Origin of the sequence: Methylosinus sp. KRF6 (assembly GCF_018887255.1) — a bacterium.
Classification (GTDB): Bacteria; Pseudomonadota; Alphaproteobacteria; order Rhizobiales; family Beijerinckiaceae; genus Methylosinus; species Methylosinus sporium.
Genome location: NZ_JAHLJF010000001.1, coordinates 4,071,812 through 4,089,024, shown reverse-complemented (window position 1 = coordinate 4,089,024; position 17,213 = coordinate 4,071,812). Strand labels below are relative to the sequence as shown.

At 65.9% G+C, this 17,213-nt stretch carries 16 protein-coding genes; 7 read left to right on the top strand and 9 right to left on the bottom strand.

The features are described from left to right. Positions 1-34: 34 nt before the first annotated feature. From secA to KP010_RS19245, 4 genes are all read right to left on the bottom strand, one after another. Positions 35-2,860 (bottom strand): preprotein translocase subunit SecA, encoded by a 2,826-nt coding sequence (gene secA / locus KP010_RS19260; RefSeq protein WP_216281339.1) that lies wholly within the window; start codon positions 2,858-2,860, stop codon positions 35-37. Between the two features lie 209 nt (positions 2,861-3,069). Beyond that, positions 3,070-3,369, bottom strand: coding sequence for a type II toxin-antitoxin system RelE/ParE family toxin (locus KP010_RS19255; protein ID WP_142864037.1), 300 nt, complete (start codon positions 3,367-3,369; stop codon positions 3,070-3,072). Beyond that, on the bottom strand, positions 3,366-3,629 hold the full coding sequence (locus KP010_RS19250; RefSeq protein ID WP_142864036.1) for a type II toxin-antitoxin system ParD family antitoxin: 264 nt from the start codon (positions 3,627-3,629) through the stop codon (positions 3,366-3,368). The genes KP010_RS19255 and KP010_RS19250 overlap by 4 nt, the downstream gene beginning before the upstream one ends. 57 nt (positions 3,630-3,686) lie before the next feature. After that, entirely contained in the window at positions 3,687-4,664 is a 978-nt protein-coding gene (locus KP010_RS19245; RefSeq protein WP_142864035.1) for a polysaccharide deacetylase, read from the bottom strand. On the opposite strand from KP010_RS19245, the gene KP010_RS19240 reads away from it, so the two are divergent. The 3 genes from KP010_RS19240 to KP010_RS19230 are packed head-to-tail and all read left to right on the top strand — an operon-like array spanning position 4,663 to position 6,505. After that, a complete protein-coding gene (locus KP010_RS19240) occupies positions 4,663-5,139 on the top strand; it encodes a GNAT family N-acetyltransferase (protein WP_142864034.1) in 477 nt (158 codons plus the stop codon). The genes KP010_RS19245 and KP010_RS19240 overlap by 2 nt on opposite strands. A 5-nt stretch (positions 5,140-5,144) precedes the next feature. Next, positions 5,145-6,128 (top strand): zinc-dependent alcohol dehydrogenase family protein, encoded by a 984-nt coding sequence (locus tag KP010_RS19235; RefSeq protein ID WP_210244319.1) that lies wholly within the window; start codon positions 5,145-5,147, stop codon positions 6,126-6,128. Beyond that, positions 6,125-6,505, top strand: a complete 381-nt coding sequence (locus KP010_RS19230) for an acyl carrier protein (protein ID WP_166142726.1) — start codon at positions 6,125-6,127, stop codon at positions 6,503-6,505. Before KP010_RS19235 ends, KP010_RS19230 begins: the two co-directional genes overlap by 4 nt. 10 nt (positions 6,506-6,515) lie before the next feature. Here KP010_RS19230 and KP010_RS19225 read toward each other — a convergent pair whose 3' ends face one another. Together KP010_RS19225 and mgtA are read right to left on the bottom strand one after the other, a co-directional pair. Beyond that, on the bottom strand, positions 6,516-8,021 hold the full coding sequence (locus tag KP010_RS19225) for an AAA family ATPase (protein WP_142864031.1): 1,506 nt from the start codon (positions 8,019-8,021) through the stop codon (positions 6,516-6,518). A gap of 262 nt (positions 8,022-8,283) precedes the next feature. Next, positions 8,284-10,893 carry a magnesium-translocating P-type ATPase gene (gene mgtA / locus KP010_RS19220; RefSeq protein WP_246659960.1) on the bottom strand — a complete coding sequence of 870 codons (2,610 nt, stop codon included), beginning with the start codon at positions 10,891-10,893 and terminating at the stop codon, positions 8,284-8,286. 116 nt (positions 10,894-11,009) lie between these two features. Here mgtA and KP010_RS19215 point away from each other — a divergent pair, with 116 nt between their 5' ends. After that, positions 11,010-12,362: an O-antigen ligase gene (locus KP010_RS19215; protein WP_142864029.1), complete on the top strand. Its 1,353-nt coding sequence runs from the start codon at positions 11,010-11,012 to the stop codon at positions 12,360-12,362. Here the strand turns inward: KP010_RS19215 and KP010_RS19210 are convergent. Together KP010_RS19210 and KP010_RS19205 are read right to left on the bottom strand one after the other, a co-directional pair. Continuing rightward, a complete protein-coding gene (locus KP010_RS19210) occupies positions 12,334-14,019 on the bottom strand; it encodes an outer membrane beta-barrel protein (protein WP_142864028.1) in 1,686 nt (561 codons plus the stop codon). The two genes, KP010_RS19215 and KP010_RS19210, sit on opposite strands and share 29 nt — an antisense overlap. A 104-nt stretch (positions 14,020-14,123) precedes the next feature. Beyond that, positions 14,124-14,384, bottom strand: a complete 261-nt coding sequence (locus KP010_RS19205) for a DUF2312 domain-containing protein (protein ID WP_108917590.1) — start codon at positions 14,382-14,384, stop codon at positions 14,124-14,126. A 242-nt stretch (positions 14,385-14,626) separates the two neighbouring features. On the opposite strand from KP010_RS19205, the gene KP010_RS19200 reads away from it, so the two are divergent. The 3 genes from KP010_RS19200 (at position 14,627) to KP010_RS19190 (ending at position 16,482) form a co-directional block, all read left to right on the top strand. Further along, entirely contained in the window at positions 14,627-15,088 is a 462-nt protein-coding gene (locus KP010_RS19200; RefSeq protein ID WP_142864027.1) for an RDD family protein, read from the top strand. Positions 15,089-15,208: 120 nt separating this feature from the next. Beyond that, positions 15,209-15,940, top strand: a complete 732-nt coding sequence (locus KP010_RS19195; RefSeq protein ID WP_108917588.1) for an arginyltransferase — start codon at positions 15,209-15,211, stop codon at positions 15,938-15,940. A 137-nt stretch (positions 15,941-16,077) separates the two neighbouring features. Then, positions 16,078-16,482, top strand: a complete 405-nt coding sequence (locus KP010_RS19190) for a hypothetical protein (protein WP_142864026.1) — start codon at positions 16,078-16,080, stop codon at positions 16,480-16,482. Positions 16,483-16,627: 145 nt separating this feature from the next. On the opposite strand, the gene KP010_RS19185 is transcribed toward KP010_RS19190, so the two are convergent. Further along, entirely contained in the window at positions 16,628-17,020 is a 393-nt protein-coding gene (locus KP010_RS19185) for an AprI/Inh family metalloprotease inhibitor (protein WP_108917586.1), read from the bottom strand. Positions 17,021-17,213 lie beyond the last annotated feature (193 nt).

Sequence of the window (17,213 nt, the reverse complement as noted above, 5' to 3'; positions counted from 1 at the left end):
CGACTGCCGACTGCCTATTGCCCCCTGCCTCTCTTCACACCAATGCGCCGTGGCAGTGCTTGAACTTCTTGCCCGAGCCGCAGGGGCAGGCCTCGTTGCGGCCGACCTTGCCCCATGTCGCGGGATTGGCGGGATCGCGCACGGCGTCGGCCTCCGCCACCGCGCCGCCGACCATCGCCGACGACGAGAAATCGGCGGCCGCGAGCCGGGCGTTGAGCTCGGCGAGCGCGCTCTCGCCGCCGCCGGCGGCGTTCGGATCCGGATGGACATATTCCATGGGCGGCAATTCGGCCGGAGCCGGCGGCGCCTCGAAGGAGACCTCGACCCGCATCAGCTGCGAAGTGACGGTCTCGTCCCAATGCGTCATCAGGCTGCGGAACAGCTCCAGCGCCTCGGACTTGTATTCGTTGAGCGGATCGCGTTGCGCCATGCCGCGCCAGCCGATCACCTGGCGGAGATGATCGAGCACGACGAGATGGTCGCGCCACAAATGATCGAGCGCCTGCAGCACCACCTGCTTCTCGATCATGCGCGAGAGCTGCTCGGTGTTGCGCTCGACGCGCTCGGCGTAGGACTGGTTCGCCGCGGCGAGCAGGCGCTCCTTGATCTCCTCGTCGGCTATGCCTTCTTCCTTCGCCCAATTCTCGATCGGCAGATCGAGATTGAGCTGCGCGCGCGCCGCCTCGGCGAGGCCCTCGGCGTCCCAGGCCTCGGCATAGGCGTCATGCGGAATATGCTTGGCGACGAGCTCGGCGACGACATCCTCGCGCATCTCGTTGACCGCCTCCGCGACGCTCTCCTCCGCCATGATCTCGCGCCGGCGCTCGAAGATCACCTTGCGCTGGTCGTTCATGACATTGTCGAATTTGAGGATGTTCTTGCGGATGTCGAAGTTGCGCGCCTCGACCTTGTGCTGCGCTTTCTCGAGCGCCTTGTTGATCCAGGGATGGACGATCGCCTCGCCCTCCTGCAGGCCGAGCTTCACCAGCATCGACTCCATGCGCTCGGAGCCGAAGATGCGCATGAGATCGTCCTGCAGCGACAGGAAGAATTTCGAGCGGCCGGGATCGCCCTGGCGGCCCGAGCGGCCGCGCAGCTGATTGTCGATGCGGCGGCTCTCGTGACGCTCCGTGCCGATGATGTAGAGGCCGCCGGCGACGAGCGCTTTCTCCTTGAATTCGGCGATCTCGGCGCGAATCTCGGCCTCCTTCGCCTCGCGGGCGGCGCCGTCGAGCCCGGCGCATTCCTGCGCGACGCGCATCTCTATATTGCCGCCCAGCTGAATGTCGGTGCCGCGGCCGGCCATGTTGGTGGCGATGGTGATCGCGCCCGGCACGCCGGCCTCGGCGACGATATAGGCCTCCTGCTCGTGGAAGCGCGCGTTGAGCACGGCGAACTGCCGCGACGGCTGGCCGCTGCGCGCCGCCTCATAAAGCTTGGCGAGCGCCTTTGTCGGCTCGGAGAAGTCGATCTGCTTATAGCCCTTGGAGAGCAGGAATTCGGCGAGCTGCTCGGATTTCTCGATCGACGTCGTGCCGACGAGCAGCGGCTGCATTTTGGCGTTCGCCGCCTCGATCTCGCTCGCGATGGCGTCGAGCTTCTCGCGGCCGGTGCGATAGACCTCGTCGTCCTCGTCGATGCGCTGCACCGGACGGTTGGTCGGGATTTCGATCACGTCGAGCTTGTAGATCTCGGCGAATTCGTCGGCTTCCGTCGAGGCCGTGCCGGTCATGCCGGCGAGCTTCTCATAGAGGCGGAAATAATTCTGGAAGGTGATGGAGGCGAGGGTGACGTTCTCCGGCTGGACCGTCTGCCGCTCCTTGGCCTCGAGCGCCTGATGCAGCCCTTCCGAATAGCGCCGGCCCGGCATCATGCGGCCGGTGAACTCGTCGATGATGACGACCTCGCCCTTGCGGACGATGTAATCCTTGTCGCGCTGGAACAGCTTGTGCGCGCGCAAGCCTTGATTGACATGGTGAACGAGCGTGACGTTCTGCGCCTCGTAGAGCGCGCCGTCGGCGAGCACGCCGGCCTCGGCCAGCAGCTCCTCCATATGCTCATTGCCGGCCTCCGTCAGATTGACGGTGCGCTGCTTCTCGTCGAGCTCGTAATCTTCCTTGTCGAGCTTGGGGATCAGTCTGTCGATGGCGTTGTAGAGATCGGATTTGTCGTCGGAATGGCCGGAAATGATGAGCGGCGTGCGCGCCTCGTCGATGAGGATCGAATCCACTTCGTCGACGATGGCGTAGACATGCGGGCGCTGCACCATTTGCGCCAGCTCATATTTCATATTGTCGCGCAGATAGTCGAAGCCGAACTCGTTATTAGTGCCATAGGTGATGTCGCTGGCGTAGGCGTCGGCGCGCTCCTCGTCCGAAATATCATGGACGATGACGCCGACGCTGAGGCCGAGGAAGCGATAGACCCGGCCCATCCATTCGGCGTCGCGGCGGGCGAGATAGTCGTTGACGGTGACGACATGAACGCCGCGGCCGGGCAGCGCGTTGAGATAAACCGCGAGCGTCGCCACCAGCGTCTTGCCCTCGCCGGTGCGCATCTCGGCGATGGCGCCCTCGTGCAGCACCATGCCGCCGATCAGCTGCACATCGAAATGCCTCTGGCCGAGCACGCGCTTGGCCGCCTCGCGGACGGTGGCGAAGGCCGGGACGAGCAGGTCGTCGAGTCGCGCGCCGTTCGCGAGCTGTTCGCGGAACTCTTCGGTGCGCCCACGCAGCGCCTCATCGGACAAAGCAGCGAGCTCGGGCTCCAAAGCGTTGATCGCCTTGACCTTCGGCTGATAGGTCTTGAGCCGGCGGTCGTTGGCCGAGCCAAAAATCTTCTTGGCGAGAGCGCCGAGCATGCGCAAACCTTTCTAGATGAGCCTCCGGCGATGAGCCGGCGGAGGCCGCCTTTTCGCACATGTTCCTTTCGATTTGCCAATTTCTTTTCGAAAGGTCGGCGGGCGCGGCCGCGCGCTCGCGCTCACGGCTGTGGCGCGACGACGGGCGAGAGATAAGAGGCGGCCGAACCCTTGTCAATGTAAGGGGAAGCTTACCCGAGAGGGCGAGATCAGCGCTTTGGAAACAGCAGCGGCTCATAGTCCCTAGCGCCCCAGAGGACATGCAGGACGACCACCGCCTCGTCCAAGACTTGGTAGAAAATCAAATAATTGCCGTGGACCAGGCGGCGAACGCCGCTCGCTTCTCGACCGGGGAGAAGAGGATAGGCCAGAGGCGTCGCCGGCAATGCGCGGCAGCGCGATTCGAGCTCTTCGACGAAGGTAAACGCACGCGCAGGGTTATCGCGCGCTATAAAGTCGCCGATCTGGAGAAGATCGGCGCGCGCCTCGGCCGAGAAGACGAGCTTCATTCCTGGCGAGGCCCCGCTCGTCCGCCATAGCGGGCGCGAAGCTCGGCGAAAACCTCGTCGGCGGAATGCGTGCGGCCGGCTCGCGCGTCGGCGAGGCCGCGCTGCAACGCGGCGTCCAGCTTCGCCATTCGGTCTTCGCGCTCTTGGAGCAGCCGGACCCCCTCGCGGATCACCTCGCTCTTGGAGCGATAGCGGCCACTCGACACCAGAAGGTCGATCGCGCTCTCCAGGTCCCGCTCAAGTGAAACGTTGCTGGGCATGGCATGTCTCCTTGCCGCATGATTATGACAAAGCGTGAGCCTCTTTGCAAAACGCCCTCACTCAGGCGCCTCCTCGATCCGCCGGAACGGCTGCGGCAGCCGGCCCTGCTCCAGCAGTCTCAAGAACAGGCGCAGCCCGGCCGGCTCATTGCCATTGGGATGCACCAGCACGATGGAGCCGTCCCGCGGCGGCGGCGACAGCACCAGCCAAGCGTCCGCGCCGAGCGCGATCAGATGGCGGCGGCGCAGCTCCTCCATCAGCCGCGCGTCGGCGACGAGGCCGGGGAAGCGGAAAAATACGGAAGGAGTCGCGCCGCGCTCGATCAGCAGCCGCTCCACGCGGAAAATCTCGGCGTCGAGATCGACGCCCGGCCGCAGCAGATAATTCTGCCCATCGGCGAGGCGGGGAACATAAGGGTGGCTGTAGGAATGGCCGACCCAGTCGATTCGCAGCGTCCCGCTCGCCGCCTCGGCCATCAGCCAGTCGAAATCCGCCCCATGGCGCTCGATCCAGAGCCCCGACACGGACAGCGCGACCGGCGCGCCGGGGACGAGCTCGGCCAAGCGGCGCAGAAAGTCGCGGTCGAGCGGCCGCCGGCTCGGGCAGAGATCGCCGGTGAGAAAAGAGCCCGCCCCCGCCCCATGGCCGAGCCCCGCGCTGATCGACAGACTGCGGCCGGCGGCGGCAAGGCGCGGCTCCTCTGGATCGCCTGCCCGCGGCCGCAAGGCGCGCAAAAAGCGCGTGTCCTTCTGCTCCGCCTCTGTCGTCTCCCTGCAGCGCCAGACGCTCTCCGCCTCGAGACTCGTCTCCAGCGTCGCCGGATCCACCGTCAGCGCGACCGTCTCGCCGTCGAGCCTCATGCGGCGAATGGCGAGGCGCTTCTCGCCCGCCGGCCCATGGCATTCGAGAAAGACAGGCCGATAATCCACGAGACGGCGCGCCGCCTCCCGTCCCCGAGCCGACGGGACGATTGCGAGAAGAACGGCGAGCGCCCAGAATAAAGCCGCGGCGCGCCTTTGCGGGAGATGGTCCATGATCGAAAAAGCTCCTCCCGACAAAGCGCTAGCCGAAACACCCCCGGCCGCGGAGACGCTCGCCGTCGTCTTCCACGATCTCGCGCGCGAGAGCCCGGCCGTCGCGGCGGCGCTCGGCGGCGAGATCGCCGCGAGATTCCGCCCCCGCGACGAGGCGCCCTTCTCCACCATCGCCCATGACGAGAAGGGCGCGCTGATCGGCGGGCTCAACGGCGTCTCCCACTGGCGCTGGCTCTATATAAGGCATTTATGGGTCGCGCCGGAGCGTCGGGGCATGGGCCTCGGAACCGCTCTGCTGCGCCGCGCGGAGGGAGAGGCCCGCACGCGGGCCTGCCTCGGCCTCTATATCGACAGTTTCGATCCGCGCGCTGCGGCGCTCTATGAGCGCTTCGGCTTCACGCGCTTCGGCGAGATCGCCGATTTCCCGCCCGGCCATAGCCGCATGTTCTTCTTCAAGCGGATCGCCGACGCATGACGGAAATGACCGCCATGGTCCTGCGGCGGCCGAAAACGCCGCTGGAAGCAGAGCGCCGTCCCCTGACCAGCCCCGGCCCCGGCGAATTGCTGCTCGCTGTCGAGGCCTGCGGCGTCTGCCGCACCGATCTCCATGTCGTCGACGGCGAGCTCGAGCATCCGAAGCTGCCGATCGTTCCTGGCCATGAGATCGTCGGCCGCGTGGCGGCGATCGGCGCCGGCGTCACGGATTTCGCTGTTGGAGAGCGAGTCGGCGTCCCCTGGCTCGGCCACACTTGCGGCTGCTGCCCCTATTGCTCCAGCGGCCGCGAGAATCTCTGCGACGATCCGCTCTTCACCGGCTACACGCGCGACGGCGGCTACGCCACGCATACGGTCGCCGACGCTTCCTATTGCTTCCCGCTGCCGTCCGATGGCGATGCGGCGGCTCTGGCGCCGCTGCTCTGCGCCGGGCTCATCGGCTGGCGCTCGCTGAAGATGGCGGGCGACGCGCGCGACATCGGCATTTACGGTTTCGGCGCCGCGGCGCATATCGTCGCGCAAGTCGCGATCGCGCGAGGACGGCGCATCTTCGCCTTCGTGCGGCCAGGCGACGCCGCGGCGCGCGATTTCGCGCTCTCGCTCGGCGCCGTCTGGGCCGGCGGCTCCGACGAGGCGCCGCCGGAGAAGCTCGACGCCGCGATCATCTTCGCGCCCGTCGGCGCGCTGGTTCCGCGCGCGCTCGCCGCTGTGCGCAAGGGTGGGACCGTCGTCTGCGGCGGCATTCACATGAGCGACATTCCCTCATTTCCCTATGCTCTGCTGTGGGAGGAGCGCCGGCTCGTCTCGGTCGCCAATCTCACGCGCGAGGACGCGCGCGAATTTCTGGCGCTCGCGCCGCAGGTCGGAATCGACACGCATGTCGCGCGCTATCCGCTGACTGCGGCCAATGAAGCGCTCGCGGATTTGCGCGACGGACGTCTGCAAGGCGCGGCGGTGCTGATTCCATGAGCGCTCCTTGGAATAGAGCCGAGGCGCAACGTCGGATCATCGCCGTTGTGAGCCGAGAGACCAGCTGTCGCGAGGAGGATATCGGCCCCGACACCGACCTCGTGTTCGATCTCGGCGTCGCCGGAGACGACGCAGATGACTTGTTCCGCGAAATTACGAAGCTCTACCCGATTGATTTTTCCGGGAGCGATCTCCCCGAGCGCTTCGGCTCGGAAGGCTTCTGGCCGTGGCAGCCGCCGCTATTGCTTCTCAGACTGCTCAAATCGATTTTCACGCGACTCATTTTCGGCCAGGCGCTGCAGGACCGAACCGGCGGCGTGCGCATTCGTGACGTCACGGACTGGGCGATGGCCGGAAAATGGACGCCGCCACGATGAGGCCTTCCGCTCAAAGCAGCGCCGCAATGCGGCGAGCGATCGTCTCCACCCCTTCGGAAGCATCGACACACGTCCATCGCATCTCGCCGAGATCATAATTGCGCTGCCGCGCGGCGATCTCCTGCGTCGCATCCGACACATCGCCCTTGCGCGCGCCGACGCGGGACACGCGAAGCGGCCCATCCGCCTCTAGCCAAAAGCCAGCAAAAGGAACGCCCGCGCGCCGCGCCGCCTCCTCGAGCGCATCACGCTCGCTCTCGCGCGCATAAACGGCGTCGACGATGACGCACCAGCCGAAAGAGGCGACGCGCGCGGCCTCATTCTGCATCGCCTCATAGACCTTAGCGGAGACCGCCGCCGTATAGGCCTCTTGCGGCAACGGCGATGTGGCCGCGACGCCGAACAGCTTTTTGCGTAGCCGATCGCTATTGAGCGTTCGCGCGCCGGGCGCGGCGCCGACGAGCGGCGCCAAAGCCGCCGCGACGCTGGACTTGCCGGAGCCGCTGAGCCCGCCGATCGCAACGATGCGCGGCGTCGCGGGCTGCAGCAGCGCACGAGCGAGATCGAAATAATCGCGCGTCTCCATATTCAGCGCGGCGTGATCGGCGTCGGCGTCGAGCGCGCGCGCGGCGGCGACGTCGGCGCGGATCGCGGCGCGCAGCGCCATGAAGAAGGGCAGCAGCGGCAGCCCCTCCGCCTCGTCGCGATGATCCAGATAGCGATTGAGCGCGAAAGCGGCGAGCGCATCCAGCCCGCGCCGGCGTAGATCCATCAGCAGAAAAGCCAGGTCGTAGAGCACATCGATCGTCGCCAGCGCGTCGGAGAATTCGATGCAATCGAATGGCGTCGGCTCGCCGTCGACGAGGCAGATGTTGCGTAGCGTGAGATCGCCATGGCAACGCCGCACCTTGCCGGCGTCACGCCGCCGATCGAGCAGCGCGCCATGCGTCTGCGCCGCCGCGCGCAGCTCGTCGGCGAGCGCGCGGCGCTCCTGCGCCGAGACAATGGGAGATTTGGCGAGCGAGCTCGCATCGCCGAGATCGAGCAGCGAGGCCATGACCAAAGCGCCGCCGCGCCCTTCGATCACTTCCGCGCCATCGTGGAACAGCGCGATGCGCTCGGCGAGACGCTCGACGAGCGGCGCAGAGAGACGGCCGGCGACGGCGAGATTATCGAGGAGATTTTCTTCCTCGAAGCGCCGCATCTCGACGACAGCGTCGATGAGCGCGCCGTCGCCGTCGAATGAGGGAGCGCCATCGTTCCCGCGGGTGATGCGGCGCACGGCGAGATAGAGCTGCGGCGCCGTGCGGCGGTTGAGCGCATATTCGCGCTCGCACATTGCGAGGCGAATCTGCGGCGTATGGAAATCGAGATAGGGAAAGACGACATCGCGCTTGAGCTTATAGACACGCTCCTTCGTCAGCACGACGATCGAGATGTGCGTGACGATCGTCTGCGCGTCTTCGCCCCGCGCCATGAGAAAGCGGACGGTCTCGTCCTGCGCGCCGAATGTCATGCGATGACGCCTCCAAAATCCTTGCAGAACGCGCGCCCCTTCTCCCACTTGTGGGAGAAGGTGGCCCCGCCATAGGGCGTCCGAAAGGACGCCCGTCGCAAGCGCCGGGCTGTCGGCGGGGTCGGATGAGGGCTCACGATCGCATTCGAGTCATTCGTCGTCCGCGCCCCCATTCGCAGCGAGCCCTCATCCGACCCGACTTCGTCGGGCCACCTTCTCCCGCAAGCGGGAGAAGGAATAGAACACGAAGTTGCCGCCTCCATCACATTCCCCATTTCTTCACGAACCAGCTCTTCACCAAATGCGCCAGCACCGAATAGCAGATCAGGAATGAGAAAATCGCCGGCCAATAGAGCGGCGGCAGCGGCGTGAAGCCGAAGACGCCGGCGATGGGCGAAAAGGGCAGCGCCGCGCCGATGAGGCAGACGACGAGCGTCGTCAGCAGCAGCGCATTGCTCGCGCGACTCTCGATGAAGGGAATCCGCGCCGTGCGGATGATATGGATGATGAGCGTCTGCGTCAGCAGCGATTCGACGAACCAGCCGCTCTGGAACAGCGCCGGATCGGTCCAAGCGCCGAAAGCGTAGATCATCAGCGCGAAAGTCGCATAATCGAAGATCGAGCTGATCGGCCCGACGCAGAGCACGAATTTGGCGATATTGTCTATGTCCCAGCGGCGCGGCCGCTCGAGATATTCCGCATCGACATTGTCGGTCGGGATCGCCGTCTGCGAAAAATCATAGAGAAGATTATTGGTGAGCACCTGTATGGGCGTCATCGGCAGAAAGGGCAGGAACATGCTCGCGCCGAGCACGCTGAACATATTTCCGAAGTTCGAGCTCGCGCCCATCTTGATATATTTGGTGATGTTGGCGAAGACCTTGCGGCCCTCGAGCACGCCGTCGCCGAGCACGGCGAGGCTCTTCTCGAGCAAGATGATATCGGCCGTCTCCTTGGCGACGTCGACCGCCGTGTCGACCGAAATTCCGACATCGGCCGCCTTCAGCGCCGGCCCGTCATTGATGCCGTCGCCGAGATAGCCGACGACATGGCCCTTGCGATGCAGCGCGTCGATGACGCGCGCCTTCTGCGGAGGCGAGAGCTTGGCGAAAACGCTCGTCTCCGACGCGAGAGCCGACAAATCCTCCTCGCTCATCGACTCTATCTGCGACCCGAGCGCGATGCGCCCGACCTCTAGCCCCACATCCTTGCAGATCTTGCGCGTCACAATGTCATTGTCGCCGGTCAATATCTTCACCGCGACCCCGGCTTTGGCGAGCGCCGCTATGGCCGGCGCCGCGCTCTCCTTGGGCGGATCGAGAAAGGCGATATAGCCGAGCAGCGTCAGCGCGCTCTCATCGGCGACGGAAAAGCTCGTCTGCTCCGGCGGCAGCTCCTTATAGGCGACGGCGACAACGCGGAAACCATCCGCGTTCAGCTCCTCGGTCTCGCGCTGCGCCGCCTCGAGATGCGAAGGATCGAGCGCGCCGCAATCTTTCTCCGTCTCATAGCGCGCAGAAATGGCGAAGAGCTCCTCCACAGCGCCTTTGCAAATGAGCAGATGCGGGCCGTCGTCGCGGCGCACGACGACGGAGAGGCGGCGCCGCTCGAAATCGAAAGGAATTTCGTCGATCTTCTCGAATTCATGATCGGGTCGCAGCGCTGTCGCCAATTCGTGATGGTCGAGCACGGCGCGATCGAGCAAATTCTTCAAGCCCGATTGAAAATGGCTGTTGAGGAAAGCGAATTCGAGAACGCGGTCCGACTCCTCGCCGAATATGTCGAGATGGCGCTTCAATATGATGCGGTCCTGCGTCAGCGTGCCGGTCTTGTCGGTGCAGAGCACATCCATCGCGCCGAAATTCTGGATAGAGTTGAGCCGCTTCACGATCACTTTCTTGCTGGCGATGGCGATCGCGCCTTTGGCGAGATTGACCGTCACGATCATCGGCAGCATTTCGGGCGTGAGGCCCACGGCGACGGAGACGGCGAAGAGCAGCGCCTCCAGCCAGTCGCCCTTGGTGACGCCATTGATGACGAACACCGCAGGCGCCATCACCGCCATGAAGAAGACCATCAGCAGCGTGAAGCGCGTCAGCCCCTTGTCGAAGCTCGTCTCGACGCGCGCGCCGGCCATTTTGTCGGCGAGCGCGCCGAGGCAAGTGCGCCGTCCCGTCTCGATGACGATAGCCGTCGCATAGCCGCTGACCACATTCGCGCCCATCAGCGCGAGATTTTGCGCGGCGAAAGGGTCGCTCGCCGGCGCGGCATGCGCGAATTTCTCCACCGGCATGGATTCGCCGGTCAGCGCCGATTGATTGACGAACAGGTCCTTGGCCTCCAGCAGGCGCAGATCGGCGGGGATCATGTCGCCGGCCGAGAGGCGAACGATATCGCCCGGCGCCAGCCGCTCGATCGGCTCCTCGACGAAATTATCCGCCGTATGCGCGCCTGGCCGGCGCACGGAGGCGTGCGTGCGCACCATGGCCTGCAAGCGCGCGGCGGCCTCGTTGGAGCGATGCTCCTGAAAGAAGGCGAGGCCGACGCTCAGCACCACCATTGCGGCGATGACGACCGAAGCGCGCAGATCGCCGAGCGCATAAGAGGCGACGGCGAGAGCGAGCAGCAGCGCGTTGAGCGGATTTTTCGCCCTGCCGGCGAGCTCGCGCAGCAGGCTGGGACGCCGCTCATGGGCGATGCGATTGAGCCCGACGCTTCGCAGCCGATGCGCCGCCTCGCGCACGCTGAGCCCCGCGCGTGAGCTGTGCAGGGAGGCGAGAACCGCCTCGCCCTCGGCCTGCGCGGCGCGCAGCAGCGCGCCGTCGAGCCGCTTCTCGTGCAGGAGGCGCGTCGCCGAAAATCGATGGTTCATCTCTTGCAAATTCCCGATTCGGGCGGGGAGCGGAAGAAGCGAAGCTGTTTCATCGCGGGCCGGCAAGGGCGCATGATGTCGCTTCGCTATCAAGCTCGGGTCACGCTTTCTTAACCATGACGAGGCTAGCAAATTCACAAGGCGCCGTCCTCACCTCGCGCGCGTCGCGCCCCAAGGCGCGCGACCTCCTGGATCGTTCCGATATGGGACAAGCGATGACCGAGGCCGCGGCGGCGGCGCCACAGCCCCGTTGGACATTGAACTATCCGCGGCTGCTCGAGGCGCTGTTCTGGATCACCGCCTTTTCCGGCTCGGTGGTGTTCATCGAGCCTTCGCCCTATGACGGGCTCATCCTGCTGACGCTCATCGTCTGGGCGCTGGGCGGCGTGCGCATTCATCGCGCCGTTCTGCCGGGCGTCGCCCTGCTCGTTCTATGGACGCTCGGCGGCTACATCTCGCTCATTCCCTATTGGAACGAGCCCGATCCCGTCGAGTTCATGACGCATACGCTGTTCATCTCGACGACCGGCGTCTTCTATATGCTGTTCTTCTCGGAGAACACGTCGCGGCGCTTCGACCTCTGCATGAGCGGCTATGCGGCGAGCTGTATGCTCGCGGCGGCCATTGCGGTCGGCTCATGGGCCGGCCTTTTCGGCAATCCGGCGACGATGACGCTCGACGGCCGCGCCATGGCGCCCTTCAAGGACCCGAATGTTCTCGGCTCCTATATGGTGCCGGGCGTGCTCTATTTCGTGCAGCGCCTGCTGCTCGGCCGCTGGGCCTATTGGCCGGTGACGCTCGCCGGCCTCGCGCTCTCGGGCGCGGCGCTGTTCACCTCTTTCTCGCGCGGCTCCTGGGGCGCGGCGGTGGTGTCGATCGCGCTGATGACGATCATGTCGGTGGCGACGGCGGATTCGCGCAAGATGCGGCTGCGCATCGGCTTCATGGCGCTCGCCGTCGTCGGCGTGGTGGCGGTGGGGGTCGGCGCGGCGCTCACCGAGCCCTCTGTGCGCGAGTTCTTCTTCAAGCGCGCTTCGGCGACGCAGGACTATGACGAAGGACCGACGGGCCGCTTCGGCAATCAGAAGCGCTCGCTGCCCATGCTGGTCGAGCGTCCCAACGGCATGGGGCCGCTCAGATTTCGCCTCACCTTCGGGCTCGAGCCGCACAATAGCTACATCAACGCCTTCGCCTCCAATGGCTGGCTCGGCGGCTTCGCCTTTCTGGGGCTCGTGCTGACGACGACTTTCATCGGCTTCCGCCTGTCGCTGACGCGCTCGCCCTATCTGCGGCAGGGGCAGCTCATCTGGTCGGCGATGTTCGTGTTCTTTTTGCAGGCGCTGCAGATCGACATCGACCATTGGCGCTATTTCTTCATCTATCTCGGCGCCGTCTGGGGCCTCGAGGTCGGCCGCGTGAAATGGGCCGAGCGCAACGCGGCTACGGCTCGAAGCGAAGCCCGCCCATGATGACATTGGCGGTAAAATTGGAATTGGCCGTCGAGCTGACGAGACGCTGCCAGAAATAGCTGCCCCTGATGGCGATGGAGCGGGTGAGCTTGTATTCGAGCTTCACGCCCGCCGTGCCGACCTGCTCGAACGTGTCCGCGCCCTGATAATTATTGGTCTGATAGCTGCCGGTCGCGGTGATAGTGAAATTGCGGAACATCGCATGGGTCACATCGAAAGTGACATTGCGCGAGAGCACGCCCGCGGCGCCTTGCAGCGTCGTCTCCGAGAGCATCGTTCCGGTGCGCAGCGTGAGAGTGGTGAGCGGCGTCGCCGTATAGATGATGGCGGCGTCGATGATCGGCCCGCGCAGGCGCGGCAGGCGCGGATCGGCGTAGTCGCGCTGCGCATAGCCGCCGGAGGCCTCGCCCGTCACCAGATCGGTGATCTTGAAGGTGCTGCCGATGCGGCCGGAAACGCCCGCGCTGTCCCGCGCATAGCCGTAAGGATCGAGCCAGCTGTCGTGGACGCGCTTGTCGATCATCGCCTCGACATAGGGCTTCATCGACGGATTGAGCTCATAGGCGAGGCGCGGATTGAGTCCATAGGCGTTGTAGCTCGTGCTCATCAGATTGAGCACCGAGCCGTCGTTGTAATAGGCGTTCTGATAGATCCAGCGATCGTAGACGCCGCGCAGCGTCGCGTCGAGCCGACCGAAGCTCTGCGTCACGCCCGCCGCCGCGCCCAGCGACACGATGAGCGGCCGATTGACGACCACGACATTGGGCAGGCTGTTGACGAGGCCGGGCGCGCCCGGCCGCTGCGTGTCGAGCGTGAACTTTCCTTCGAATTTCACTTTCGTGTCGCGCGCGACGTCCCAGCGATAGAAGACGTCGCCGGCGCCGTCCGGCCGATCGGCGTTCTGGACGCTGGCGTAATCGACATAGCCGAGGCGCAGATTTCCTTGAATCTCGTCGCGCGTCCATTCCGAGCGCAGCCGCAGTCCGGCGTCGACTCGGAAGAATTTCGAGCCCTGGACGTCGGAGGTCACGCGATTGGGATTGGTGTCATAGCCATAGCTCGGCTCGGCATAGGGGTAGAGCCGAAGCGCCCCGATCCCCAGGCCGAGCGGCGCATAAGGGTTGGGCTCGATTCTGGGCTTGGGCCGCGCCGGAATTTGTGCGGGCAGCGCGACATTGGGCGGCGGCGGCCGCTCGGCGGGAAGGTCCAGCGAGCCGCGGAAGCCGCGCATACGCAGCTTGGCCTGTCGCTTTATCTTCTCCTTGGCCTGGAACGAGGTCTTATAGGGCTCGAGCGGCGGCAGCGGATGCGCCGGAGAGAGCGGTGGCGGCTTCAAGGGCGGCGGCGGCGGATTTGGCCTCGGCAGACGCGCCCGCACGCGCGGCAATCCATAATTGGGCGCGCCCGGAGAAATCTCCGGGGCCGCCCGCCGCTCCTGCTGCGAAACATTGGGCTGCGAGACGTAAGGCGGCGCCGCCTCCGCCCCCGGTATGGGCGGAACGGCCGGAAGATCGCGCAGCGGGGCGATGTCGAGCGAAGAGGGCGAGAGCGTCTGCCCCTCGGCCGGGCGCAAAGGCGCCAGCGCCGCCGGCGCAGCCAGCGACAAGGCGATCAGCGTCGTTGCCGCAACGCGGCTCTGAGACTTGGCGGAAGCCACTCTTTCCCTCGCGCGGACGCCCTGTTCGAAGCAGGCGCGATGGAATCGAGCGTTAAGGAGTTATGGTTAACAAAGGCTTACCGGCAAAGACTCAGGCTGGCGGCTCACTCGCCGAGGGCCGCCATATAGAGCTCGAGAATCTCTTCTTCTTCCGCGCGCTTATGCTTGTCCTGACGGCGGAGGGAAACGATCTTGCGCATGATCTTGGGGTCGAAGCCGGTGCTCTTGGCCTCGCCATAGACATCCTTGATATCGTCGGCGATGGCGCGCTTTTCTTCCTCGAGCCGTTCGATGCGCTCGATGAAGGAGCGCAAATGCCCGCCATTGACCTCGCCGGTCGGATCGATCCCGGCGCTGGCCTCCATCTCTCGGGCGGCGACCCTGTTGCTGGCCATGATCTTCTCCTGAAGGCTGCGAGGACTTTCGGACTCCCGGGCGCAGGACCCGCGGCTCCCGCGTCCAGGGCGAAGGCGAGCCATGCCAAGCCGCGGCCGGCGCCGTCAAGCGCGCCGCGAAATAATCCCCGCTTTCCTCCCGTTCGAGCTTGACGCCCATCCGCGCGCCCCCGACATCATCGGCGGATCGCACGAGAGGAGAGGATACGCAGATGTACGAAGCGGGCGGCGACGGCCGCATCTATCCGGTCGCGCCCGGCCTGCCGCCGCAGGAGGCGCTCGCCGGCGTGCGCACGCGGCGCGTTTTCGCCGTCTGCCTCGATTTCTTCGCCGTGGCGCTGCTCTCGGCGGCGCTGTGGCTCGCTCTGCTGGTGCTCAGCTTCGGCCTCTCGGCCCTGCTGCTGCCGCCGCTGTTTCCGCTCGTCGCCTTCTTCTACAATGGCCTCACCGTCTCCGGCTGGCGGCGAGCGACTCCCGGAATGCGCGCCATGGACCTCGAGGTGCGCCTCGCCAATGGCGCGCCGACGCCCTTTCTCAACGCCGCCGTCCAGGGCGTGCTCTTTTATGTCAGCTGGCTGTTCCCGCCGCTGCTGCTCGTCACCTTCGTCACGCCGGACAAGCGTTGCCTGCACGACATTTTGGCCGATGTGATCGTGCTGCGGCGCGCCGATTGAGGCGGACGAGCGAAAACTTCTTGGCGCTCGGCGGACGTCGATTCTAATATCCGCGTCTGTCCGCGCTGGAAGGCGTCGGAGCGTGCGGTATATCGGATTTCGCGACAGGACCAGACCAGCGTGACGAGAGAGCCCCGCGACGCGCCGCAATTCTATCTCACCTCGCCGGCGCCGTGCCCCTATCTGCCGGGGCGCGACGAGCGGAAGGTGTTTACCCATTTGATCGGCCGCCGCGCGCCGGCGCTCAACGACACTCTGACGCAATCGGGCTTCCGCCGCTCGCAGACCATCGCCTACCGGCCGGCCTGCGAGACCTGCCGGGCCTGCGTCTCGGTGCGCGTGAAGGTCGAGGAGTTCCAGCAATCCAAGGGCTTGCGCCGGGTGGCGCGGCGCAACGCCGATCTCTTCGCCGAGGCGCGCCGCCCCCATGCCGTGACCGAGCAATATGCGCTGTTCCGCGCCTATGTCGGCGCGCGGCACAATGACGGCGGCATGGCCGATATGAGCATGATCGACTATCAGATGATGGTCGAGGACAGCCATGTGGAGACGCGGCTGATCGAATATCGGACGCCGGCCGACAATGGCGGCCCGGACCGGCTCGTCGCCTGCTGCCTCACCGATTATCTCGCCGATGGATTGTCGATGGTCTATTCCTTCTACGATCCGACGATGGACGAGCGCTCGCTCGGCGCCTTCATGATTCTCGACCATGTGGAGCGGGTGCGGCGCGCCGGCCTGCCGCATCTCTATCTCGGCTATTGGGTCGATGGCTCCCGCAAAATGGCCTATAAGGCCCGCTTCCTGCCGCAGGAGCGGCTCGGCATGGACGGCTGGAAACGCATCGGCTGATGCGGCTCCCGCTTTCCTGAAGGCCAGATGAACGAAGCGGCCATGCGCCGTTCAGCTTCGGGACGTTAATTTTTCCTTCGTCATCGGGAATTGCCGGCCGCCATTCGGCGCGGCCGATCGAGCGAAGGAGAGCGTCCATGGGCGCGAATATCACGAAAATCGCCGCAATCGCGGTCGCGGGCGTCATCGCCGCGACGACTGTGGGCGCCGCCACGCCGGCTCGCGCCGACGGCTGGGGCCATCACGGCGGATGGGGTCATGGCGGATGGGGTCATCATGGCGGCTGGGGCCACGGCGGCTGGGCGCGTCCGGGCTATGGCTATGCCGGCTATGGCTGGCGCGGCCATCGTGGATATGGCTGGGGCGCCCCGGTCGCGGCGGGCGTGCTCGGCGCGCTGGCGGTCGGAGCGGTCGCGGCCGCCGCCTCGCAGCCCCACTACGGCTACGGCTACGGCTATGCGAGCTGCTATCCGGCCAATCAGCCCGTCCTCGACGATTGGGGCAATGTCGTCGCCTATCGTCGCGTGCAGGTCTGCAACTGACGCGCAGGTCTCCGCGACTGATCGATTTCGAAGAGTTCGGCGCCCGGTAGCCAGGGGCGCCGAAGCCCGCCGCCGCCTCCCCGCCCCCTCTCGCGCGACGGCGAGGACAGGCCTCCCGGACTTCCCCTCCGGGAGGCCTTTTTCGTCAGAGACGGCGCAGCGACAGCGGCTTGCCTTCTTTGGAGTCGCGGCGCCAGAGCCCATCGGCCTCCAGCTCGAAATGCGCCTTGTGGCCCTTGCGGGCGGTGAGCGAGAGACGCCCCCGCTCCAGCGCCCAGCCCACCGGATCGAAAATCACCACGCCCTGGTCGCGGCAGGCCGGCGCCAGCTGCGCCCGGAAGCCGCCCGGCCCGCGCGCGCGGTCGTCGAGCGTCAACATGCAGCCCGTGTCCTTGTCGCCGGCCCGCAGGATCGCGTAGCGGCCGGCGGCGCCGGGCTGCGACGCCGCGAGCGCTGGCGCCGCGAAGGTCGGCAGTCCGACCGCGACAGCGAGGCCGAGGCTCGCGGCCAGGGCGAGGGCTGCGGAAAATTTCGACATGGAAGGCTCCGGGAAATCGTCTGCGAATCGTGAAAAGATATTGCGCCCACCCTGCGCGAAGACAAAGCCTGACGGAAGAAATTTCGGCGCGCCGGCGCGCGGAGCGGGACGGAATGCGAGGAGCCTTTTGCGAAGCCGGCCGGCAAGGTCTAAATGACAGCGCCAGGAGCCCCGCGACGCCCCTCGCCATCGG